The organism is Bacillus sp. ISL-4 (assembly GCF_018613275.1).
Lineage (GTDB): Bacteria > Bacillota > Bacilli > Bacillales > DSM-1321 > Peribacillus > Peribacillus simplex_E.
In genome coordinates this window covers 207,633-230,505 of record NZ_JAGGQN010000012.1, presented here as the reverse complement: position 1 = coordinate 230,505, position 22,873 = coordinate 207,633, and the positions used below count along the sequence as shown (strand labels likewise).

Here is a 22,873-nt window from a genome sequence, read left to right as displayed (position 1 = left end):
CTATAAAAGTGAGCATTCTGTTAATAATCCTTGATTTTATTGAATTTTATGATTGCCTCTTATAAAATGGTAGTTGATTAATAAATATAGAGAGGACTACATTTCATATGTCTTTACCAATCCTTCCAACGATAAGTACAGCCTTCATTGTATTAAGTGCCATCACTGTTGCAATAGGCTGGTATCAAATTAAACAACGCAAAATCGAGACCCATAAAAAAACCATGATGGCAGCTGCGGTTTTTGCAGTAATCTTTTTCACTATATATCTTTCCCGGACGGTCTTCATCGGTAGTACGTCATTTGGCGGACCCGCTGACATTAAAATTTATTATACGATTTTTTTGATTTTCCATATAACGCTTGCAACAACTGGAGCTGTTTTGGGGATCATCATGCTTACCACTGGGTTTAAAGGTAAATTCGCCATTCATAAAAAAATTGGGCCTGCGACAAGCATCATTTGGTTTTTCACTGGGATTACTGGAGTAGCTGTTTACATCCTGCTTTATGTCATTTATCATGGCGGCGAAACAACATCTTTAATAAAGGCGATCCTAGGATTTTAAAATAACGAAAAAAGCCTGGTGCAAAATAAGCATCAGGCTTTTGTAATGGATATAAAAAAGAGAGAGCATCACACACTAACGGCTTTTACAGGCCGTTGAATTGTGTAAGTTCTTCTTTGATTTGAGCGAGGATTTTTTCACTTTGTTTAACTAGTGATGCAGGGAAATCCTCTCCTTCACCATATTCAACTCCGTGTGGATAATAATGTTTTCCTAATAGAGGAACCATTAGTTTGATGACGGCCCTGTGAGCGCCTACATCGCCCTCTGTAGCATAGCCAAGTATTCTCAGGTAAAACGTGCCTTCTTTTAAGTCGAACCTACGATCGTAACTGACTCTTTCGTAATCCCATTGTTCTGCACGTATTAACCCATATTGCGGCATTAGGTCATCTAATCGGTTTAAGTCGGCTGTGATGTTTTCGATTCCAAAGCTTTCAAATTTCACGAGTAGTACCTCCTATGTTTACTATTGAGAATTAAAATGACATACCGGGAAAATATTATGTACATGAATATATTAAAAATCTCCAAGTATGTTTATAATATACCATTTTATCCTATATTTTATAATAGTACGAAATGGTGGAAGTTGCAATGAACTCAACCATGGTATTTTAATCATTCGCAAAAGTTCCATTTTTTAAATAAATTTAATGAAGGGACAGTCTATCGTAAATTAGAAAATTATGATTGAACAGTGATATAATCAGGTAAGAAAGGTTTTTGCATTGGATACATAAATTAGATAGAGAGAGGGAGTGTTCCTCTGCGCGGTTTAGGTAAGGTGTTGGTGTTAATTATTATTTTTTTCGTAATAGGTATTTATCTTAATATCGGCGATGAAGATGAAGGAAACCCTCTTATTGATGGTAACAAAGGTGTTAACCCCAATGGACATATAAATGAAAAAAGCACTTCCCCTGAAAAGGAAGGGGTTACTGAAGTGACAGAAGGTCTGGCGGTAACGATCGGGAAAAATGCAAAAGAGATAGAAAAGGAATATGGTAAGCCAGATCGAATTGATATGTCCGCCTATGGATATGAATGGTGGGTTTATAAAAAGGACTATGATAATTATTTCCAATTAGCCGTTGAAAATGAAAAAGTGGTATCTGCTTATGGAATCGGTGATGAGGTTAATGTCGCTCCTTTTAAAATTGGACAATCGATTGATGCCATCTATTCCAGCTTATATGTGGAACCCACTGTTGATATTGAAGTTGGTCACAGTTCCTATCGTTTTGAATTGTCGGAGGAAGATATGAATATGAGGCCGTTGATTGATTTAGGGAATATTAATGTTCAGCTATATTTGGATAAATTCACCGGGACTGTTTCAAGCATCCGATTTTTGAATGATTCCGCTTTATTGAAACAACAGCCGTATGAGTTGACCTATCATGGTGAACTTGTGTCAGTTAAGGACCTTTCTGATGAAGACTTGGCGAAAGTGGAAGAGGGCAATGAGCAGCAAATATTCGATATTACGAATATAATGCGCAGCAGGTTTGATTTGAAGCCTTTAGAATGGGATGCGCCAACTGCAGAGGTTGCTTACCTTCATAGCCGGGAAATGACGGACGCACCTGAAGGAACCCATGTTTCTGAAACAAAGGGGGATTTGGAAAAGCGTCTCGATGCAGGCCATGTAAAATACAGGGCAGCAGGTGAAAATATAGCGGCTAATTATGTTGACGCAGCTGCAGTCATGGAAGGTTGGCTAAATAGCAAAGGGCATCGGGATGCGATGCTGAACGAGGAATTTACAGGTCTGGGCGTCGGGGTATATAAAAAGTACTACACCCAGAATTTCATAAAGAGATAAAAAAACGGATCCGATTTGGGTCCGTTTTCTTGTTCTGGATTATATTTTGAAAATGAAAAAGGTCCCTGTCTTTGTAGCGCAAGTTCCCCATCATCACGGTTGACCTTTCCCTTGATGATCGTATGCCTATGTATTAATTTGCACGGAATCGATCGCCAATAGAGGGGTTTACATAACGAACTTGGTTATCCGCAGTCACGCCAACATACCCTTTTGGAACTTTAAGGGTACTCATCCCCAAATCATCAAATTGCATTTTAAAAGGAATGTTATGCACTTTTTATTTACCTTTAGCATATGGTGCAATAGGCGATGTCTAAGTGTGAGGTGAGAGTAATGGCAAAAAGAAAGCGGCCCTCCGTGGATGGATTTCGGGAGTTTGTAAAGGAACATCCTCATTTAGTGAATGAAGTGAGAAGCAAACAAGCAACATGGCAGGAACTTTTTGAAGAGTGGTATTTACTCGGAGAAGATCATCCACGCTGGCAGGCTGACGGCAGTGTGGGCGAGTCCAAAGTGAATACAGGATCCCCATCACCGCCGGTAGAAAAGGGAGACCAAAGCACTGAGTTGATTGGTTCGTTAATGAGTGCAGTTAAAAGTATGGATATGGGGCAGATTCAACAATATATTACGAATGCCAATCAGGCCATCGGTGCAATCCAAGGAGTGCTATCTGCTTTCCAAGGGAATAAATCAGGTGATACCAGTCCTCCCCCAAAAGAAAAAGAGCAGAGAGCTAACCCTTTTTTATTCAACAAAGATTAAGGAGGGTTTTTCATGCGTCAGAATATATATGAATTCATTCAAACAAACGAAGATATGCGTAATTACTTGAGGATTCAGCCTGCATGGTACAAAAGGTTAATGCGTAATCCCCATGAAGTGGATGTGTTTGAAACCGAAGCGAAATATTATTTTGAGAAGTCGATTCCACATCGGGTCTCTAAATTTTCGGAAAGCGTTCAGGTTGCCTCAATGATGCTTCATATGTTTCAAGCGATGAATGCTTCAAGTGAATGAAGAAAATAAGAGTAAATTACTCCTTTTGGCGAACAATAAAGGCAAAAGGGGGACGATGGAATGAGAAAGTTGATTTTGGCTCTCACAGTGTTGATGGCAGCGTCGGGTTGTGGAAAGAAAATACCGGAACCTGAAAATTCAGGAGTAGCCATGTCTACACATAAAGCTGCCACCACTGTATCGAGCATCCGAAACTCAGATGAGGACTTTCGGGTAAAAACTTTTGTAAAAGGCAACTCTGTCTATGTCGAGTGCTACTTGAAAAACTATGGTTTTTCTGAATCAAATCCTGAACAATTGGCAACTGTGTCCGTATTTATTGATAATCAAAAGAAAGTCGATATGAAAACGGCAGCATTTATCTTAAAGGAAGTCCCGAATGGCATGCATAAAATTAAGCTGGAAGTCTTGAATGGTTCAGGTGAAAAAACAGGGTTGCAAAAAGAGATTGAGGTACATATCACTTCCTCGATTTAATCAAACCATTAGCATCTCAAAGGGAGAAATGGTAAAATGGTTGTGGAGGTGAGCTTGTTAATGCTTGCTACTATGGAAATCATCGACATTTTACAACAGGCTGATGGATTAGCCGAAATGATCCTTCATTCTGAAATAGGGGAAGAATACCTTCTTAGTTTATATAAATTACAAAGCGACAAAGAGGCACAGCGGAAAATTTCCAAGTTTACTTCGCTAAAGGATCTATTTGAAGATGTTCAAAGGTTCGGTAAATATCATCCGGATTATAAACGCATCAATTTAGAAACCAGGCAAGCTAAACGAGACATGGATATGCATCCTGCCGTAGTAAGGTTTAAGCGGGCGGAGACCGAATTACAATCCGTTCTTGATGAAATAAGCGGGAGAATTGGCCGAGCCGTTTCTGAACAGGTCAAAACCCCAGCGGGGAATCCATTTTTTGTTTCAACAGGTGGATGTTCAACGGGAAGCTGCGGAACCGGCGGAAGTTGTGGATGCTCTGCTTAAAGTAATGGCAAGAATCGTGAACATTCAGGCCGGTATATAAGAACATGCAGCCATCGAAATTCGACATTGCTACGGAGTTCGGTGGCTGTATCATGTAAGGAACCTTCGTCGAGACAGTGGGTCAACCGGATACGTTACAAAGCGATTAACTGCGATATAAGATACAATCCGGACAAAGGTTGCCACAGCAAAACATCTTTTGCTGCGGCACATAAAAACGATGCCGGAATACATATAAATGTTCTTCCTGCCGTACGAAAATGGTTTCACAATGAAGCTGCTTGCCACGCATTGAAAGGCTTGCAGCTTTTTTTATTAAGAAAGAAAGCTTACTATTACCATTTTGTGCCTGATGATAATGGATATATATAAATGGTATACCTGTGAACTTTTTTATCGAAGCTTGGGTAATTTCATCATTATCTAATAGATGATCAATAAATTGACTCCAAATTTGGTTTAAATCCATCGTTGTTTGGCTCCCTTCACAGTGTGTATATTCGTAATAGTGAGATAATTTTGTTTATAATCTTTTTTTCTTGGTTGAAAGTAAAGATTCTGCTATGCTACACTTAGTTAAAACCTTTATAAAAGGGAGTTATTGATATGCTTGGAGCGAGACAGGGAATCATCGTCTATTTACATACATTAAAACAAGCCAAAATGCTTAGGAAATTTGGGAATATCCATTATGTTTCAAAAAAGTTGAAATATGTAGTGCTATATACGAATATGGATGAAGTGGAACCACTAGTGGAAAAGCTGAATAATTATTCGTTCGTTAAAAAAGTGGACCTTTCTTACAAGCCCTTTTTGAAGGTGGAGTTCGAAAACTCCAAACCGGATAAAGCGAAAGAATATGATTATAAAATGGGAATTTGAAAAAAGCTGACTCATGCGGAGTCAGCCTTTTTCAATTCAGGGCATCAACATCAACCCAATGGGGGCAAATATCTATTCATTCGCAAAATGCCGATTAAGTGTTGGTAGTACAACTCGATTTCTGCAAAGAGCACCGAAGGTTTCACGTCGATTTCAATAATTGGTCTATCCAGTTCCTCCGCCAAGTTCTCAAAAAGCTCATAGCGTTTGTTTTTGGTGGCATGAGGGTTCGGTATACCTTCACGGCAAATGTAAAGTGGCTGGAATTTCCCAGGATCCGTGGGCTGCATGACGATAACCAATGATGTTACCTTTTTATCATCAATAGTAGTATGCATGGCCAAAAGCCTTGCAACTCGATGTTTCTGATTGCGGCCTACTTCCAGCAACTCATATATATCGGAATATCCTTGTCCAATTTCAATAAAACGTTGAATCAATTAAACCTCTCCTAACTAACTTATTATTCATTACTTTATCATTATCCCTCATAAAAGAGAAGGACAACTTCTTTGACGAACCATGACAAAGAAAATTAGATATCAGAGGTTTATCAAAAAAAAAAGCCCTGCAAAAATATGCAGGGTCCTTCTATGTCTAACTAAGGACCAGAAGGCAAAGGGAGAGGAGAAACCGGAGGAAGAACTTATGGGGAAACGTAAGCCTTCTCCGCGGTTGGCAACAACACCTAAAAAGGAATGTTGTTATTCACATTATTGCCAAAAACCACTTTATTATTCAATATGTAAAAGATTTATAAAAAGAATGGATATCTTCCTTTCGTGGTCCGAAATGATAAGTCGATTTTCATCTTGGAAGTGAAGCCAAATCGGTTTAAATATTGGCTAGCTTTTTCTAATATGTTAGGATAGGAAAGTAACAGAAATTTGTCATAAAATGTGGTGAGGATAATGAGGGTCGTTTCCGGAATTTGTAAAGGAAGACCACTTAAGGCTGTACCGGGTACAGGAACCCGGCCGACTACTGATAAAGTCAAGGAATCCATTTTCAACATGATTGGTCCTTATTTCGAAGGAGGGCTGGTCCTCGACTTGTTTGCCGGGAGCGGTGGACTGGGAATTGAAGCGTTAAGCAGAGGCATGGATAAAGCCATATTTGTCGACCGGGATTTTAAAGCAAATCAAACGGTTAAGGCCAATTTGGAGCTATGCAAGTTTTCAGACCGTGCAGAAGTTTATAAAAATGATTCAGAGCGTGCACTGAAGGCTTTGGTGAAAAGGGAAATGACTTTTGAATTGATTTTTCTTGATCCACCTTATAAGAAACAAAAGCTTGTCGAGATTCTTGAAGAAATACATAAATACCGATTGCTGAATGATATGGGATACATTGTTTGTGAGCATGGCCATGATGTTACATTGCCAGAAAAAGTTGGTGACTTTACCGTTAAGAGAAAAGAAGTTTATGGCGTCATTGCCGTTACGATTTATCAATGGGGAAACGTACACGAACAGGGGGAACTATGAATGTCCAAAATAGCGATTTGTCCGGGGAGTTTTGATCCAATAACATTTGGTCATCTTGATATCATTCAAAGGGGAGCGAATGTTTTTGATGAGGTATATGTGGTCATCGTGAACAATTCAGCGAAAAATTCACTTTTTACTGTGGAGGAGAGACTGGAATTGATTACTGAAGCGACTGCCCATATGCCGAATGTTAAAGTGGATTTCTATCAGGGATTGACGGTCGACTATGCTGAAAGCGTTTCCGCGAATGCCATCATCAGGGGATTGAGGGCGACTTCCGACTTTGAATATGAAATGCAGGGAACTTCGATGAACCGATTCCTTAACAATAAAATAGAGTCATTCTTTATCATGACGAAAAATCAATATTCTTTCTTGAGTTCCAGTATCGTGAAAGAGGTTGCGAAGTATGGCGGGGATATCTCCGAACTAGTGCCAAGCGTCGTCGAGAAGGCTCTGGCCAAAAAATACGAGGAACTGAAAGGATAGAAAAAAGAGCATTGCAAACGCGCAATGCTCTTTTTTCGGTTTACGAAAGGCCTTTGAATAGCCTTTTGGTAAATATGATGATGTATAGGATCAAAAACACGAGTGTCAGAACGGGTCCGAAATCAAGCATGTTCTGATATAGCGAATTCGCGTGTTCACCTGAACCGCTGACTGGGAATGCATTTATCGGGCTGCCGCTGTACATATTGCCTTTATAGAATGGTTCCCAAAGTAAGACGGTAATAATGGATGCCAGAAGGCCATGTGCTATCCTTGCCAGAAAAAAGGGAGTGAAACGAATGTCTGTTGCGGCAATGATGCTGGCAACTTGCGCTTGAATGCTGAAACCGTTGAAAGCTAAGATGAAACTTGTCATCACAGTTTGCTGAAAGAGTGTCGCATCTTCGACCGTACTGGTTAATTTTGAACCAAGAGTCATTTCAAACATGCCTGATATGAAGGGAAGGCTTAAGGAATCGGGGAAATTGAAAATATGTAAAATTCCTCTGACCCCCGATGCCAGCAATCCGGTAATGTTCATATGAAATAAAAGCTTGTTCACCACCGAAAAGAGAATGATGAATCCCCCGATCATTAATAGGGTTTGAATGGATGAGAGTACCGCATCTCCAAGTAAACTGCCAAATGGTCTTGTTTCTTTTATTCTGGTTCGATGCATTTGGCTAAAGGCTTGTCTTATGGAGGGGAGCTTGGCCATTACATTTGTATGGGATTTTTCTTCTTTCCAACGGTAAAAACGCATGATGATGCCTACACAAAAATTTCCTAGGTAGTGGGAAAGTGCAAGGATGATCCCTAAATGAGGATTGTGGAAAAAACCAACGGCAACCGCAACGAACAGGAACAATGGATTGGATGAATTAGTAAAACAAACGAGTCGCTCAGCTTCGATGCGGGTCAATTGTTCTTCCTGACGAAGCCTTACAGTGAATTTCGCTCCAGCTGGAAACCCTGATGCAAGTCCCATCGCCCAAACGAAACCGCCCACTCCTGGTACACGGAATAAGGGACGCATAAATGGTTCGAGCATGACGCCAATGAACCTGACAACACCAAAACTTATTAATAACTCCGAGAGAATCAAGAAAGGTAGAAGCGAAGGAAAAACAATTGTCCACCAAATATTCAGTCCGCCTTTGGAAGCTTCAAAGGATTCTTGGGGGAAGATGATCAAGCCAACTGCCATCATCGTGACGGAGGTAGCTAACAGTACTGTTTTTGATTTTGATTTTAGCAAAATTCAGCCTCCTCTTGAAGGTTTCTAAATAAGGGCAGTTCGTTTCGTATATAATAAAATATGAACTTCCTTTTCTCGAAAAGTAAGCGCATGATGGAATATGGATTGTACCGACATGTATAAATGAGGATGATCCGCACAAGGGAATTTCAATGAAGACCTCACTTTATTGGCTACATAGGTTATATCCGCCATGCTTGTTTCACTGTCAATATAAATAATATGCTTCTATAAATCCGTTTAAGACCATAACTTTGAATGAGTGTTATTTCAATATTTTGAACGAGTTACAGCGGGAGGGATATCTTTGTCGAAACCAAAGGTCGGGCTTGCACTTGGGTCAGGAGGAGCTAGGGGGTTTGCACATATTGGCGTGATAAAGGTATTAAAGCAAGAAGGCATTCCGATAGATATGATTGCCGGAAGCAGCATGGGGGCTATGGTTGCTGCCTTTTATGGAGCGGGTTCGGATATCGAGAGGCTGTATAAGTTGTCCCGTGCATTTAAGCGAAAGTATTATTTAGACTTCACCATACCTAAAATGGGCTTCATTTCGGGTAAACGGACAAAGGATTTAATCAGGGTATTTACATATGGAAAGAAATTTGAAGAACTTGATATTCCTGTGGCGGTGGTCGCCACTGATATAAAAACGGGGGAAAAAGTCATTTTTCAGGAAGGTCCCATCGCACCGGCTGTAAGGGCAAGCATCTCCATTCCCGGCATTTTCACTCCCGAAAAAATCGGGAACAGACTGCTTGTTGATGGAGGAGTTGTTGACAGGGTTCCTGTTTCAGTCGTGAAGGATATGGGAGCAGACATCATAATTGGTGTGGATGTAGCCCACGTGAAACAGGATATGGAGATAAACTCCATCTATGACGTCATCATGCAAAGCCTCGATATCCTGCAAATGGAGCTGGTTAAAAGCAGGGAGTTTGCTTCAGACGTCATGATACGCCCCAGGGTGGAGAAATACAGCTCGAAATCATTTACAAACGTTCAGGAAATAATTAGTATTGGAGAAGAAGCTGCAAGAGGAAAGATAGATCAAATTAAGCAGAGTATTGTTACTTGGAAGGAGTCCTTTGAAGATGAGCCGTAAAATGTATGTACGCACTTTCCTGGTGGTGGCTATACTTCTCATAGCATCAGCCCTTTATTCCCTACCTTTTTATGTATCAAAACCAGGAATGGCTAAAGAATTGGAGCCAATCATTGAGGTATCCGGAGGAGATGAAGCAAAAGGAAGCTTTATGTTAACCACTGTAAGGATGGGCCGGGCGAATGTATATTCCTACATGCTGGCGAAGTGGAGCAAATATCAGGAACTTTATCCGGAAACCTCCATTCGAAGCGAAGATGAAACAGATGAAGAATATAATATCAGGCAGCTGCACTTAATGGATGGTTCTAAAAATAATGCCATTCAGATCGCATATGAAAAAGCAGGGAAAGAAGTCGAATACGAGTACCTGGGTGTATATGTTTTGGACGTGCTAAAAGGAATGCCGGCAGCTAAAGAGCTGAAAGCGGGCGATCAAATCATTCAGGTCGATGATGTTAAATTCAAGTCTGCACAGGAATTCATGAACTATATTAACGGAAAGAAGGCTGGAGACGAAGTTAAAATAGTGTATAAGCGGGAAGAGACGGAGAAAACGGCCGTTCTTTCTTTGCAGCCTTTTAAAAATGACCCAAATAGGGTAGGAATAGGCATTTCGCTGGATGATAATCGAAAAGTGACCACAAAACCGGCGATTTCCATAGATTCAGAACAAATAGGCGGTCCTTCTGCTGGTTTAATGTTTTCATTGGAAATTTATAATCAATTAACAAAGGGCGATCTTACAAATGGATATGACATAGCGGGGACAGGAACGATGTCCGACGATGGGACAGTCGGTCCAATTGGCGGAATTCAACAGAAAATAGTTGCAGCCGATAAGTCAGGAGCCGAAATATTCTTTGCCCCGAATGAAAACGGAGCAGCAGGTTCGAATTATGAAGATGCACTTATTGCAGCAAAGGATATCGACACGGACATGAAGATTGTGCCGGTGGACAATTTTGATGATGCAATAGACTATTTAACGAAGCTAAAAGGAAAAGAAAAATGAAAAAAAGCGCAGGCAGTCATCTACTGTTTGCGCTTTTTTTGATGATTAATTTTACTCTTAAGGAAGGACGGGCCAAGCTTAAACCATTCTTCATTTGAAAATGATGGGAGATTCATATTCCCGTTTCATCAATGCAGCTTGATATGGTTCCGGCAAGCCCAATGCATACACCTGTGCCGCTCGCAAGTCCGTATCGATGTCCTGTTTCTGATAGGACGAAAGTTTAGAGATGAGCGGGAGGGATAAGCCTTTTTTTACAGTGCGAAGATAATCTTGTCCCCGGCCATTCATGCCAAGAAGTCTGATATAGGCTGGTCGGTCATTGTGAATCACCTGTTCCTTTAATGTATGAGTCAATATATGGACACACATCCGTTGTAGTCGTGTCCATGTGTAGCGTTTTGTCTTCAGGGCTGCCATGAAGACAGAAAAGCTCGAAGATTGTTTGGCCATCTCCTTTATCCGGTGTTCAATGCCTTCCTCAATTTCGTATATCCTTGCCAATTCGGTTAAAGAGGAAGAAAGGATTCGGTATTTCAACATGGGCCAATACATTTCCCAGTCATGCAAGGCATGGTAGTGCGTTAAATATTGCTCAAGACCATCCATCGTCGGTTGAGGAATATAACTGGAAACAGAATTTAACTCCTGGTGTTCATGGATGGCTTTACGTATCCCCGTTGCACTGGCAATAGGGTCTTTGGACAACTTTGTTTCATGGTATCCGGCAGCGACCCTTTGAATCGTATAAGGGCGAATGGAATAGCCGTTTGAAAGTGCAGCACTTACATATTCCTTTCCAAGAATATTATTTGGCTTCGTCAAATCCAATCCGGCATCACCATTGATAATCAATCGATAAGCCTGGGCAGCACTGGCCGGATAACTATTACCGGCATCCATAGCCGATTTAATTGCGGCATCGAATGCAGCGGAATTATCCAATAGAATTCTGTGGGCGGTGATGAATGGTTCAATTCTGCCATCCTCGCTTCCAAAACAAAAGGAGTCACAGCCAAGGGATTCCAAAAGAGAAATAGAACCTTTTGCAAATATTTCCGCCTTCTGTGTCGCGAAAGCATAGGGCAGCTCAATGACAAGATCTATGCCGCCGTTCAAGGCCATTTCAGCACGTGTCCACTTGCTGACGATAGCGGGCTCGCCACGCTGTAAGAAGGGTCCGCTCATAATAGCGACCACAACATCTGCCCCTGTTTTTTCTCTACTTTCTCTTGCATGTAAAACATGTCCATTGTGAAAAGGGTTATATTCGACTACTAAACCGCAAGCTTTCATTCGTTCACCTCAGAGAAAAACTTTGTATTTTATCAACTTAGTGCTAAAATAGTATTTCAAGTAAAATTACTATAAGCAATCGTCCGGATTCTTTGTTTGAAATGATTCTTAAACTTAGACAATCAGTTAGGATGACTACATTATAGTGTAAAGAAAAAATATTGACAAACTTATAATTGAAAGCTATAATTATTTTTGTTGCCTTGAGGTGATTTCATTTGAAATGGACGATTAGTCAACTTCAAAAAATTCGGGACAAAGATTTACGGTTTGATGAACTGGTGGATGTCTTGGACATTAGAGAAAGAGACCCGCAAATTCGCGATGTTTCTCCGATCAGAGTAGCAGGAAGAGCTGATATGAGCTCGACCGAGATTACTTTTCACTTGCATCTTTCAGGTGAATTAACATTACCTTGCTCCCGTACACTGGTAGACGTTAAATATCCGATTGATATTGATACAAAGGAAACCTTTCTTTTAAAGGCAGATGGCGCTGATTTCTACGGAGATGATGTCACTGTTGTGGAAGGTGAAGTTGTAGACCTAATACCGGTAATTAAAGAAAATTTATTGCTAGAAATTCCGATGCAGGTTTTTTGTGAGGATGTCGATTCGAACGAAGCTGCTCCTCAATCCGGAAAAGACTGGGCTGTTATTTCTGAAGAGGAAAATGAGCATAAGGTTGATCCGAGATTTGCAAAGCTTGCCGACTTTTTTGACAACAATAAAGAATCTTGATTGGAACGAAAAATCGTTAATCCGATTTTTCCAGCTTTTTTATATTTTTTAAGGAGGTGGGAATAATGGCTGTACCTTTTAGAAGAACGTCGAAAACTGTAAAAAGAAAACGTCGTACACACTTCAAGCTTCAAGTACCTGGTATGGTAGAATGCCCGAGCTGTGGTGGAATGACTCTTTCACATCACGTTTGTAAAGAATGTGGAACATATAAAGGAAAAGAAGTTGTCGCAAAATAATTTCTTGACCTACTTGAGAGCTTTGCTTTCTTGATGCAACACGCTAATCAAAGCGCAGGGATTTTTCTCTGTGCTTTTTTTATAAATATATTTGGCGGAATATTTTGAATCATCTATGTTTGCCGATGATTTTGGAGAAGGTGTTTACATGGATCAGGTGATTGAAGTTGAAAAGGATAAACGCGGTTTCATGAAGCTCCTATTTAATAGACCGGAGAAAAGGAATGCCGTGAATTATCAATTGATGGACGAACTTGAGTCGATATTGTCAGAAGCTGCATACGATGATGAAGTTAAGTTGCTAGTCCTGACAGGGGCGGGATCTGAGGCATTCTGTTCAGGTGGGGATCTAAGGGAATTTCAGGATTTGCAAACAGAAGAAGAGGCCTTTGCTATGTTATCGAAAATGGGTGAAATTCTGTATAAACTAGCAGTTTTCCCAAAACCAACAATAGCGCTCATCAATGGAAGTGCTTTCGGCGGTGGATGCGAAATAGCGACAGCTTGTGATTTCAGATTAGCAAAGAGCGAAGTCAAGCTAGGGTTTGTGCAAGGTACACTGGGAATAACGACAGGCTGGGGCGGAGCTTCACTTTTACTTGAAAAAATACCAGAGCAAAAGGCGCTAAAGCTATTATTGGATGCAAAAATACATAAAGCTGAGGAAGCAAAGGAATTTGGTTTCGTAGATGAGATAGTCAAAGAAGGTACGGATGGATGGGAAAGGTTCGCAGAAGATTTTCTTCGCCATGAGACAGGGGTATTGATGGCCTATAAACGATTGCTGGTCCATAAATGGCAGGGCAGCGGGCTTAAAGGAAGAATGGATGCGGAAATCCGGGAATGTTCTAAACTGTGGGCGAGTGATGAGCATCATGCTGCAGTCGATCGTTTTTTAAATAAGAAAAAATAAATATTACACGCTCTATATATCTTCTATCTTTCCTAGCATGTGCATATTATGAATTAAAACTTGCTGGGAGGTAGAGAGATGACGATTGCGAGACAAGATGCATGGACTCATGATGAGGATCTGTTGTTGGCTGAAGTGGTACTGAGGCATATACGAGATGGCAGTACACAATTAAAGGCGTTTGAAGAAGTGGGGAAACAGTTATCAAGGACATCTGCTGCTTGTGGGTTCCGTTGGAATTCATTTGTAAGGAAGCAATATAAGTCTGGGATAGAGCTGGCGAAAAAACAAAGGAAAGAACAGGTAGTCAATAATCCTGAAATGGAAAGGGATTCGGTTGCAGTGGCGGAGAATGTCACGATTGAAGAAAAAACGCCCGAGCATGAAGATAAAGAATCTATTACCCTTCAGGAAGTTATATTATATTTAACTAAAATGGATGAATTCTTTCAGCTTGATAATAAGGAAAAAGAACGGATTTCTGAGCGGTCCCTATTTCTTGAACGGGAAAATGCCCGGTTATTGGAAGAGAATGTATTGCTTAAAGAAAACCTGAAAGCTGTTGAGGAAGATTACCGTGCGTTAATGCAGATTATGGAGCGCGCAAGAAAACTTAGTGTACAAGAGGACGAAAAGACTAATCCGAAGGTGAGTTTCCAAATGGATAAGAATGGTAATCTGGAAAGGGTCAATAAATAAAAAATGCGGGTGGGAAAATCCGCCCGCATTTTCTTGATGCTTCCTTATTCTTGTGTATCTAATTCTTTATTATCTTGTATGTCAAATGGGCTCCAAATCAGCGGGTTTTCTCCGAGGTCCCTGTCCAAATCATAGGAAACAGCAGAAAAACCCATCTTTTTCCAGAAGTCTTGTGAATGAACTCTTGGATTGGTTTTGATAGGCGTGTTCAGGCTTTTGGCGAATTCGACCAAAGCTCTTCCATAACCTTTTTTCTGATAGTTAGGCAGGACTTCAAGTTTCCAAAGAACAAGGAAGTCCCTAGACTTGTCAAAATACTGGTCGAATTTAGCACTTCTTTTATACAGGCTCATGCGGGCTACAAGTTTGTCGCCATAAAAGATTCCGTAAAAAGGTGATTGGCTGTCATTTTCGATGATGTTACCCTCTAAATCATCTAGCATTGACAGTTCCTGTATCCCGTATTCTTTGAATTTTTTGAATTCCTCAAGCGTTTTAAAATTTACAAGTAATCGTTCCACCTTGTATTCCATAAAAAAGCTCCCCCTTAATTCTGATAAACCTCTTCGATAGTACCCTTTGAAAGTCATCCCACTGATCTTTACGATGTGGAATTCCAGCTTAAGTCAAATCTAGCATGACATCATCGACTTATCCTAGCTGTCTAAATGCTTATAGCCTTTTATCCCCCGCCCTTTTCCCTTCAATTTCTCGCGGGTTGAGTTTGGAGTTATCTTTTGTTCCTAAAAGTATTCAAAATGGCTAAGCTTTTCGTATCTAATATACCATTAAATTAACGCTTAAAGAAGAAAATATATCTTCAATGGCGTATTAAAAGTTCTTTCCATTGGTATTTTATGACGAGCCTTGTTAATGGAAGTTCATTTCATTCAATCAGATGTGCTGCGTTTTCCAACGATGGGAAAATTGATGCAGGATAAAAAAGATAATGTGATAAAATAGTGAATATATTTCAATAAGTAAGGAAGGGTATTATGAGAATTGGAATCATTGGGGGAGGGGCCATAGGGCTGCTGTTTGCGTCTTATTTAAGTGGAAAACATAGTGTGACACTCTATACTCATACTGCGGATCAGGCGTCCATCATCCAACGTGATGGAATCCGTCTAATTGCGGATGGTGAAAGCAGGCTGCTGACAGGCATCATTTCCAAGGGCCTGGATGATGGGATATCGGATGTGGATTTTCTAATATTGGCCGTCAAGCAATATCACCTGCCGCAAATACTGCCTAGGATAAAAGGTATTAAGGTTCCATTGCTATTCTTGCAGAATGGCTATGGGCATATTTCTTATTTAAAGCAGCTTCAATCCCCGACCATATATGTGGGGGTAGTGGAGCATGGGGCATTGAAACATGACGGGAATACCGTGGAGCATACAGGGCACGGCATTACAAGGATCGCTTCCTTTAAAGGGGAACTTGAGCAACTATCGTTAGTAAATGAAAGGATCGATCATTTTCCTTTTGCGAAGAGTGAGGATTTTCACTCGATGCTGATTGATAAGCTTGTCGTTAATGCAGTGATAAACCCGTTAACGGCGATACTTGATGTGGAAAATGGCGGTTTAATCACTAACTCCTTTTACTACCAATTATTTCAAGATCTTTTTGAAGAAATCTCCGGTATTTTGGAAATTCAAAATAAGGATGAGTCATTTGAACATGTGAAATCCGTTTGTATGGCAACTGCAGAAAATCGATCGTCAATGCTAAAAGATATAGAAAATGGCCGTAAAACGGAAATTGATGCTATTTTGGGTCATATCCTCTCGGAGGCCAAGAGTAAAGGGAAAAGTGATTGCCTGACATCTTCTCTATATATGATGGTCAAAGGAAAAGCGTCTCAGGGGGGATGAGGATGTGCCGTACGTAGTTTCAAGCCTTGCCGCGATATTTATTACCTTGCCTTTCGTAGGGTATTTACTTTTTTTTATAAGTGCCAAACAATTCACTGGAAACCATAGGCGCTCCGTTCAATTTGCAATGGACATGAGTACGCTGCTGTTCATATTGTCCGTCCATTATTTGATCATTACGATTTGGGATAAGCAAATTCTTTGGGTGATCATGCTAATCATGATCATCAACGCATTCGTGGTGGTCCTTGTCCATTACAAGGTAAAAGAAGAAATCATTTTCCATAAGGTATTAAAGGGTTTTTGGAGAGTGAACTTCGCCTTCTTTTTTGTGGCTTACCTTCTATTATTTTCCATCGGAATAATTACAAGTATTACGAAGATATTGACTACATAACATAGAACATCACATCAATTTTCTGCTGCTGGGCAACTTCTTTTGTTTTCTTAAACTGGAATGTTATACTCTAAAAAGAATTGTAGTTGCAGAGAAAGGGAGAACAGAAATGGAGATGAAAGATCTCGCGTTACCATCTTTAAACCGTTTTGCATCGGACTATTTACAAAACCGTCTTGAAACGGAGGATTATTTTCACTATGACTTGTCTAAGCCTGACATTTATCTCAATAGATATAATGAATTGATGAACCGCTCCTTTTTACGTGATGAATTGTCGGATTACATACAACAATACATGTCTCGTTTTTCAATCAGTGAGGCAGTTAAGGGGAATATTGAAAGGTTGCGCAGGGATGATTCCGTGGTGGTGATTGGAGGACAGCAGGCTGGGTTATTATCAGGGCCGCTGTATACCATTCATAAAGTGATTTCGATCATTAAGCTTGCGGAAGAACAGGAAAAAGAACTGGGGCAGCCAGTCATTCCAGTTTTTTGGATTGCTGGAGAAGATCATGATTTGGCTGAAGTCAATCATGTTTATGTTATGAAAAACGGTAAACCCGATAAAAAAACCTATCCTTCTTATCAGCCGTATAAAACAATGGTTTCTGATGTAGAGCTGGAAACGGATAAGGCTGAGAAGTGGCTTGAGGAAATCATTGAAACTTATGGAGAAACGGCCTTTACGAATAAACTCATGATTGATATGAAGGAAACCATTAAGCAATCGAATACTTTCGTTGATTTCTTCGCCAGACTGATTCATGAATGGTTCAAAGAATATGGCCTATTACTAGTCGATGCCGGAGATCCGGAATTAAGGCGAATTGAGAAGGCGTACTTTGGATCGATGGTCAATGAAAGTGGACGAATTGCTGAAGTGGTCGAGGAACAGCAATCATTCATGCATGCGAAAGGGTATGCAAAAATGATTGAAATGGATAATCGGGCAGCTAATTTATTTTATTATGATCCAGAAAAAAAAGATCGATGTTTACTCGAACGTGTAGAAGGCGGTTTCAGCGGAAAAAACGGTGAGGTATCATTCACCGGGGAGGAACTCTTGCAGATAGCCAAGAATCATCCAGAACGATTAAGCAACAATGTCATTACACGCCCGCTCATGCAGGAAATGCTTTTCCCTGTATTAGCTTTCGTTTCTGGACCAGGGGAAATAGCTTATTGGGCAGAATTAAAAAAGGCATTTGAGTTGTTTTCCATGAAGATGCCGCCAATCATTCCTAGGTTAAACATCACGCTGGTAGAGCGCAGTATCCATAGCGACCTTGAAGAAATGGAACTCAGTTTGGAAACTGTTCTGACTGAAGGAACCGCTAATGCTGTAAAAAGTTACCTTGATTCGGTGAAAGATGAGACGATTGACACCCTGTTCGGGACTCTGAAATCACAGCTTGAAGAGAACCATGAAAAGCTATTTGCCCACGCTGTCTCTTTAGATAGAGGACTTGAGCCGATGTTGAACAAAAACATTGAATTCATTCAAAAGCAATTGAATTTCATGTATGGCAAAATCGGTGACCGGACAAAGGAACGGCATTCGGTCACATTGAAAAAATATGCACGGATCGCAAATTCACTTTACCCTCTTGGATCACCCCAGGAGAGGATTTGGAATGTGCTTTATTACTTGAATCAATACGGGCCAGAGTTCGTACGGGATATGATGAAACTGGAATACCGGTTCAATAATCAGCATAAATTGATTTTCATTTAGAAAAACCATCCGTTTTGGGGAAAAGTGGCGGACACATCATTTTGAATAGGGTTGCCACAAACCAATCCTGACGGAGGGATTAAAAAGTGTAAAAAAGACAGGCGCTAAAGCCTGTCTTTTTTTCTGCTTCATGGGCACTTGTCAGGTAGTGCTTCGACAGTAATGGTGGGACTGCGTCTTAGTCTGAGTCCGTTCGAGGGAATTGCACGTTTCTGTGAATAATTTGGCTAAATAAACTTAAGTAGAAAAGAAGGGAATTTTTACTTGGAAGGAGAAAGTAAAAACAAGTGGAGAAAGGTGGGGGAATGTGGTACATTGAGATTAGAATGTGGGGGTAGTGGGTATGTTCATGGGAGAGTACCATCATAACATCGATATAAAGGGCCGTTTGATAGTCCCAGTGAAATTCAGGGAAAATCTCGGGGAGCAATTTGTCCTTACCCGCGGACTTGATCAATGTTTATTTGGTTACCCTATGGAAGAGTGGAAGCTGCTTGAAGAAAAGCTGAAAGCCCTGCCTTTAACAAAAAAAGATGCCCGAGCCTTTACCCGTTTTTTCTTTTCTGCAGCTACAGAATGCGAAATTGATAAACAAGGGCGAATTAATATCCCCACGCCGCTTACTTCATATGGCCAATTGGAAAAAGAATGTGTAATTCTTGGTGTTACCAATCGTATTGAGATTTGGAGCAAATCCCTTTGGGAAAACTATTTTTCAGCTTCTGAGGATTCTTTCGCTGAGATAGCAGAAAATATGATTGGCTTTGATATTTAAGGCTGCCCCCAGAAATAGGGTCACTCAATAACCGATTGGAAGGATGTCTAGCATGTTTCAACATACAACAGTGTTATTAAAAGAGACGGTTGATGGATTGAACATCAAACCTGATGGAATTTATGTGGATTGTACTTTAGGAGGAGCCGGTCACAGCGAATACTTACTTTCACAGCTCTCTGACAAGGGTAGGCTTTATGCTTTTGATCAGGATGAAACGGCGATTCGGAATGCTAAGGAAAAATTGGAAAGCTATGGCGAACGTATTGTTCTTGTTCCTAATAATTTTAAATACTTAAAAGAAGAGTTGAATGCCCGGGGAATCGAGAAAGTGGACGGGATCCTTTATGATTTAGGTGTGTCATCCCCACAATTGGATACACCAGAGCGTGGTTTCAGCTATAACCATGATGCACCTTTGGATATGAGGATGGACCAAAGTGCTGCCATTTCTGCCTATGATGTCGTGAATACTTGGTCATTCCATGATTTGCTGAGAATTTTCTTCCAATATGGCGAAGAAAAGTTTTCGAAACAAATTGCCAGGAAAATTGAAGCGGCACGTGAAATAAAACCGATTGAAACGACGTTCGAGCTTGTGGAGTTAATTAAGGATGGGATACCGGCCCCGGCAAGACGTAAAGGCGGACACCCTGCGAAACGAGTGTTCCAAGCAATAAGAATCGCTGTGAATGACGAACTTGGTGTCTTTGAAGATTCCTTGGAGCAAGCCATATCGCTTTTGGATAAAGCAGGAAGAATATCTGTCATTACATTCCATTCACTAGAAGATAGAATTTGCAAAACGGTATTTAAAAAAGCCAGTAGCATGCCGGACCTTCCTCCTGGACTTCCAGTTATCCCGGATGAATTCAAACCAACTATGAAAATAATTACGAGAAAGCCGATTTTGCCTTCAGAAGAAGAATTGGAAGGGAATAATCGTTCCCGGTCGGCTAAGCTAAGAATCGCCGAAAAGCAATAATCACAGAAAAAAATCAGTAGAGGGGGAACATGAATGAGTTCCATAGCCAAAAAAATACAAGAACAGCAATATGAAGACCAGCAGCAGCAACAGGCGCATCAAACAGTGGTCATCCGTAAAGCGAAGATATCCATTGGTGAAGTTTTCTTACTATGTGCCCTTGCTATCATGGTTACCTTTATGGGAGTGAAAATAGTCTCCAATCAAGCGGCCATCTATGAAACGAATAAAGAAATCCAGATAGTGGAAACGTCGATTGAAGAACAGGGTAAAGTGAATGATGATTTGAAAGTGCAGGTTGCTGAACTTAGTACATACGAAAGAATTTGGAAAAAAGCTGCAGCGCTAGGGTTCAAGTTAAATGAGAATAATGTGAAGGGTGTGCAGTGATAATGCAGAAACAAAAAAATATGAAGCATGGGGCAGCCGGATTATTCTTCTTATTCGGCCTGCTCTTTTTTGTGTTAGTCTGCCGCTTTTTGTATATTCAGGTAACAGGTACAGCAGGTGGAGAGGTACTGGCTTCAAAAATCGACAAGAAATATGAAAAAAAACAGGTCATAGAAGCAAAAAGGGGAAGCATACTCGATACTAAAGGTGAAGTCATCGCCGAGGATACTTCCTCCTATATCTTAAGGGCGGTACTCAGTGAAAAGGAGCCGGAGCATGTCAAGGATCCGGAGATGACCGCGAATAAGCTTGCTAAGTATATCGACATGGATGAACAGGACATCTATGAAAGACTTACGAAAAAAAAGGCATACCAGGTGGAGTTTGGCAGTGCCGGCAAGGATTTGACCCAGGTCGTCAAGCAGAAAATAGAAAAATTGGAACTGCCGGGAATTACATTCGGAAGAACCAATAAACGTTTTTATCCTAATGGAATTTTCGCTTCCCATCTGATTGGCTATGTAGAAAAGGATGAAGAAACGGGAGAAATGGCTGGTAAGTTCGGCATCGAAAGGTACCTCAATAAAGAATTGCAGGAAACGGATGGGAAGCTGACATATGACAGTGACTCATGGGGCTTCCTCTTACCTGATAAGAAGGAAAAGGTTGTTGCTCCGGATAATGGCAATGATGTCATGCTTACCATCGACAAGAAAATACAAACGTTCCTGGAAGATTCGATGAGCAAAGTGCAGGAAAAATACGATCCTGAACAAATCATAGCGATTGTCTCCAATCCGAAAACGGGGGAGATCGTGGCGATGGGGCAAAGGCCTACCTTCCATCCGGCAACGAAAGTCGGGCTTACGGATACTTGGCGTAACCTGGCTATTGAAGAAACCTTCGAACCGGGATCAACCATGAAAACATTCACCCTTGCCGCGGCTGTTGAGGAAGGGGTCTTTAATCCGAATGAAACCTTTGTCGCTGGAACCTACAAAGCCGGATCGGGGCAAATCGGAGATCATAGCGGAATCGAAAGAGGGAAGAGCATGACCTTTCTTGAAGGGGTTCAACGTTCCTCCAACGTCGCTTTTGCTACTCTTGCAATGGATAAGATAGGAGCGGATACTTTCCGTGAGTATTTGACTAAGTTTGGATTTGATGAAAAAACGGGAATTGACCTGCCGAACGAGATAACCGGTAAAATTCAATACAAGTATAAGCTTGAAAAAGTTACTACTTCCTTTGGACAGGGTTCGACCGTTACACCGATTCAACAAATCCAAGCTGCATCCGCAATAGCCAATGACGGAAAAATGATGCGGCCGTACGTGATAAAAAGCATTTCAGATCAAGATACCGGAAAAATTTTGAAAACGACAAAGCCGAAAGTGACAGGGCAACCTATTTCGGAAGAAACTGCAAAACAAGTACGTGATTATTTGGAAACGGTAATTTCCGCGAAAAAAGGAACAGGGAAAAAATATGCCATTGATGGATATGAAGTAGCGGGGAAAACCGGTACTGCACAAATTGCTGGTCCGACAGGTAGATATTTAGAAGGCAAAAATAACTACGTATTCTCCTTTTTAGGCATGGCTCCAAAAGATGATCCGCAGTTGGTCATGTATGTGGCTGTCAAGCAGCCGAAGTTAGGTGTATCTTATGTTGGGGCTGATCCATTGTCAGAGATATTTAATCCTGTCATGCAAAATAGCCTGCAGTATCTAAACATAAAGCCTTCGGAAGTTAAAAAACAAAAAGCAAATAAAATCGTTGACTATGCGAATCAAACCGAGAGTTCAGCTGTCAAAGAACTGAAGGAACTTGGCTATGATGTCAGTACGATCGGAAGTGGGCGTAAGGTGCTCGATCAATCCCCAAAAGCGGGGAGCACACTCTTGCAGGGTGAAAAGATAATCCTGAGGACGGAAGGCGAAATGAAAGTTCCTGACATGAAGGGATGGTCCCTGCGCGATGTTATGAAATTGGCTAAGGTTGCAAAACTGGATCTAAAAACTGAAGGTACTGGATATGTGAGTAAACAAAGTCTTGAGGCCGGGAAAAAAGTAAAGGAAGGAGAGACATTCAATATTGAATTATCCCAGCCTGAAGGGGCTGGTGAAGATATACCGACAAAAGAGAAAACAGAGTGAAGATAAAGAGGGGATC

General features: G+C 40.8%; 29 protein-coding genes. 22 read left to right on the top strand and 7 right to left on the bottom strand.

Going from position 1 to position 22,873, the window contains the following annotated elements; all coding sequences use genetic code 11:
- Positions 1–107: 107 nt before the first annotated feature.
- A complete protein-coding gene (locus J7J00_RS10520; RefSeq protein WP_179891037.1) occupies positions 108–569 on the top strand; it encodes a DUF420 domain-containing protein in 462 nt (153 codons plus the stop codon).
- 85 nt (positions 570–654) lie between these two features.
- Here the strand turns inward: J7J00_RS10520 and J7J00_RS10515 are convergent, their stop codons facing one another.
- A complete protein-coding gene (locus J7J00_RS10515) occupies positions 655–1,017 on the bottom strand; it encodes a YugN family protein (protein ID WP_214790434.1) in 363 nt (120 codons plus the stop codon).
- 345 nt (positions 1,018–1,362) lie between these two features.
- On the opposite strand from J7J00_RS10515, the gene J7J00_RS10510 reads away from it, so the two are divergent.
- Positions 1,363–2,397: a CAP domain-containing protein gene (locus J7J00_RS10510; protein WP_309487156.1), complete on the top strand. Its 1,035-nt coding sequence runs from the start codon at positions 1,363–1,365 to the stop codon at positions 2,395–2,397.
- Positions 2,398–2,530: 133 nt separating this feature from the next.
- Here the strand turns inward: J7J00_RS10510 and J7J00_RS27990 are convergent, their stop codons facing one another.
- Entirely contained in the window at positions 2,531–2,653 is a 123-nt protein-coding gene (locus tag J7J00_RS27990; RefSeq protein WP_286201278.1) for a hypothetical protein, read from the bottom strand.
- A gap of 80 nt (positions 2,654–2,733) precedes the next feature.
- Here J7J00_RS27990 and J7J00_RS10505 point away from each other — a divergent pair, with 80 nt between their 5' ends.
- From J7J00_RS10505 to J7J00_RS10490, 4 genes are read left to right on the top strand one after another with little or no spacing between them, the layout of a single operon-like run.
- Positions 2,734–3,165 carry a YlbD family protein gene (locus J7J00_RS10505; RefSeq protein ID WP_286201277.1) on the top strand — a complete coding sequence of 144 codons (432 nt, stop codon included), beginning with the start codon at positions 2,734–2,736 and terminating at the stop codon, positions 3,163–3,165.
- A gap of 12 nt (positions 3,166–3,177) precedes the next feature.
- Positions 3,178–3,420, top strand: a complete 243-nt coding sequence (locus J7J00_RS10500) for a YlbE-like family protein (RefSeq protein WP_214790430.1) — start codon at positions 3,178–3,180, stop codon at positions 3,418–3,420.
- 60 nt (positions 3,421–3,480) lie between these two features.
- On the top strand, positions 3,481–3,897 hold the full coding sequence (locus J7J00_RS10495; RefSeq protein WP_214790429.1) for a hypothetical protein: 417 nt from the start codon (positions 3,481–3,483) through the stop codon (positions 3,895–3,897).
- A gap of 60 nt (positions 3,898–3,957) precedes the next feature.
- Positions 3,958–4,407, top strand: coding sequence for a YlbF/YmcA family competence regulator (locus tag J7J00_RS10490; RefSeq protein ID WP_214790782.1), 450 nt, complete (start codon positions 3,958–3,960; stop codon positions 4,405–4,407).
- Between the two features lie 145 nt (positions 4,408–4,552).
- Here the strand turns inward: J7J00_RS10490 and J7J00_RS10485 are convergent, their stop codons facing one another.
- Positions 4,553–4,876, bottom strand: coding sequence for a hypothetical protein (locus J7J00_RS10485; protein WP_214790428.1), 324 nt, complete (start codon positions 4,874–4,876; stop codon positions 4,553–4,555).
- Positions 4,877–5,013: 137 nt separating this feature from the next.
- Between J7J00_RS10485 and J7J00_RS10480 the strand changes: the two genes are divergently transcribed.
- Positions 5,014–5,289, top strand: a complete 276-nt coding sequence (locus tag J7J00_RS10480) for a YlbG family protein (RefSeq protein WP_048684554.1) — start codon at positions 5,014–5,016, stop codon at positions 5,287–5,289.
- Positions 5,290–5,339: 50 nt separating this feature from the next.
- Here J7J00_RS10480 and J7J00_RS10475 read toward each other — a convergent pair whose 3' ends face one another.
- Positions 5,340–5,729, bottom strand: a complete 390-nt coding sequence (locus J7J00_RS10475; protein WP_192203947.1) for a DUF7147 family protein — start codon at positions 5,727–5,729, stop codon at positions 5,340–5,342.
- A gap of 471 nt (positions 5,730–6,200) precedes the next feature.
- Here J7J00_RS10475 and rsmD point away from each other — a divergent pair, with 471 nt between their 5' ends.
- Positions 6,201–6,776, top strand: a complete 576-nt coding sequence (gene rsmD, locus J7J00_RS10470) for a 16S rRNA (guanine(966)-N(2))-methyltransferase RsmD (protein ID WP_034313946.1) — start codon at positions 6,201–6,203, stop codon at positions 6,774–6,776.
- Positions 6,777–7,268: a pantetheine-phosphate adenylyltransferase gene (gene coaD / locus J7J00_RS10465; RefSeq protein ID WP_098371098.1), complete on the top strand. Its 492-nt coding sequence runs from the start codon at positions 6,777–6,779 to the stop codon at positions 7,266–7,268.
- A 40-nt stretch (positions 7,269–7,308) separates the two neighbouring features.
- Here the strand turns inward: coaD and ylbJ are convergent, their stop codons facing one another.
- Positions 7,309–8,526, bottom strand: coding sequence for a sporulation integral membrane protein YlbJ (ylbJ, locus tag J7J00_RS10460; protein WP_214790427.1), 1,218 nt, complete (start codon positions 8,524–8,526; stop codon positions 7,309–7,311).
- Between the two features lie 307 nt (positions 8,527–8,833).
- Between ylbJ and J7J00_RS10455 the strand changes: the two genes are divergently transcribed.
- A complete protein-coding gene (locus J7J00_RS10455; RefSeq protein ID WP_098371096.1) occupies positions 8,834–9,631 on the top strand; it encodes a patatin-like phospholipase family protein in 798 nt (265 codons plus the stop codon).
- The gene (locus J7J00_RS10450; RefSeq protein WP_098371095.1) at positions 9,621–10,646 is read left to right on the top strand and encodes a SepM family pheromone-processing serine protease; all 1,026 of its coding nucleotides are present in this window, start codon (positions 9,621–9,623) and stop codon (positions 10,644–10,646) included. Before J7J00_RS10455 ends, J7J00_RS10450 begins: the two co-directional genes overlap by 11 nt.
- A 90-nt stretch (positions 10,647–10,736) precedes the next feature.
- Here the strand turns inward: J7J00_RS10450 and J7J00_RS10445 are convergent, their stop codons facing one another.
- Entirely contained in the window at positions 10,737–11,942 is a 1,206-nt protein-coding gene (locus J7J00_RS10445; RefSeq protein WP_214790426.1) for a nucleotidyltransferase, read from the bottom strand.
- 218 nt (positions 11,943–12,160) lie between these two features.
- Here J7J00_RS10445 and J7J00_RS10440 point away from each other — a divergent pair, with 218 nt between their 5' ends.
- The 4 genes from J7J00_RS10440 (at position 12,161) to J7J00_RS10425 (ending at position 14,533) form a co-directional block, all read left to right on the top strand.
- The gene (locus J7J00_RS10440) at positions 12,161–12,682 is read left to right on the top strand and encodes a YceD family protein (RefSeq protein WP_214790425.1); all 522 of its coding nucleotides are present in this window, start codon (positions 12,161–12,163) and stop codon (positions 12,680–12,682) included.
- Between the two features lie 65 nt (positions 12,683–12,747).
- Entirely contained in the window at positions 12,748–12,921 is a 174-nt protein-coding gene (rpmF, locus tag J7J00_RS10435) for a 50S ribosomal protein L32 (protein ID WP_034313929.1), read from the top strand.
- A 148-nt stretch (positions 12,922–13,069) separates the two neighbouring features.
- Positions 13,070–13,834 carry an enoyl-CoA hydratase/isomerase family protein gene (locus J7J00_RS10430; RefSeq protein WP_214790424.1) on the top strand — a complete coding sequence of 255 codons (765 nt, stop codon included), beginning with the start codon at positions 13,070–13,072 and terminating at the stop codon, positions 13,832–13,834.
- A gap of 78 nt (positions 13,835–13,912) precedes the next feature.
- Positions 13,913–14,533, top strand: coding sequence for an RsfA family transcriptional regulator (locus J7J00_RS10425; protein ID WP_214790423.1), 621 nt, complete (start codon positions 13,913–13,915; stop codon positions 14,531–14,533).
- A 44-nt stretch (positions 14,534–14,577) separates the two neighbouring features.
- Here J7J00_RS10425 and J7J00_RS10420 read toward each other — a convergent pair whose 3' ends face one another.
- The gene (locus J7J00_RS10420; protein WP_214790420.1) at positions 14,578–15,066 is read right to left on the bottom strand and encodes an N-acetyltransferase; all 489 of its coding nucleotides are present in this window, start codon (positions 15,064–15,066) and stop codon (positions 14,578–14,580) included.
- Between the two features lie 462 nt (positions 15,067–15,528).
- Here J7J00_RS10420 and J7J00_RS10415 point away from each other — a divergent pair, with 462 nt between their 5' ends.
- The 7 genes from J7J00_RS10415 to J7J00_RS10385 all read left to right on the top strand — a co-directional run bounded on the left by J7J00_RS10415 (position 15,529) and on the right by J7J00_RS10385 (position 22,857).
- The gene (locus J7J00_RS10415) at positions 15,529–16,413 is read left to right on the top strand and encodes a 2-dehydropantoate 2-reductase (protein WP_214790418.1); all 885 of its coding nucleotides are present in this window, start codon (positions 15,529–15,531) and stop codon (positions 16,411–16,413) included.
- A gap of 4 nt (positions 16,414–16,417) precedes the next feature.
- Positions 16,418–16,810 carry a DUF3397 domain-containing protein gene (locus tag J7J00_RS10410; RefSeq protein WP_098371089.1) on the top strand — a complete coding sequence of 131 codons (393 nt, stop codon included), beginning with the start codon at positions 16,418–16,420 and terminating at the stop codon, positions 16,808–16,810.
- Positions 16,811–16,919: 109 nt separating this feature from the next.
- Positions 16,920–18,548, top strand: coding sequence for a bacillithiol biosynthesis cysteine-adding enzyme BshC (gene bshC, locus J7J00_RS10405; protein ID WP_214790416.1), 1,629 nt, complete (start codon positions 16,920–16,922; stop codon positions 18,546–18,548).
- 343 nt (positions 18,549–18,891) lie between these two features.
- Positions 18,892–19,323: a division/cell wall cluster transcriptional repressor MraZ gene (gene mraZ / locus J7J00_RS10400; RefSeq protein ID WP_034313914.1), complete on the top strand. Its 432-nt coding sequence runs from the start codon at positions 18,892–18,894 to the stop codon at positions 19,321–19,323.
- 52 nt (positions 19,324–19,375) lie between these two features.
- Positions 19,376–20,308, top strand: coding sequence for a 16S rRNA (cytosine(1402)-N(4))-methyltransferase RsmH (gene rsmH, locus J7J00_RS10395; RefSeq protein WP_214790414.1), 933 nt, complete (start codon positions 19,376–19,378; stop codon positions 20,306–20,308).
- Between the two features lie 33 nt (positions 20,309–20,341).
- Positions 20,342–20,698 carry a cell division protein FtsL gene (gene ftsL, locus J7J00_RS10390; protein WP_214790412.1) on the top strand — a complete coding sequence of 119 codons (357 nt, stop codon included), beginning with the start codon at positions 20,342–20,344 and terminating at the stop codon, positions 20,696–20,698.
- Positions 20,699–20,700: 2 nt separating this feature from the next.
- Complete coding sequence (locus J7J00_RS10385) at positions 20,701–22,857, top strand: penicillin-binding protein (RefSeq protein ID WP_286201276.1); 2,157 nt, start codon at positions 20,701–20,703, stop codon at positions 22,855–22,857.
- Positions 22,858–22,873: the final 16 nt, after the last annotated feature.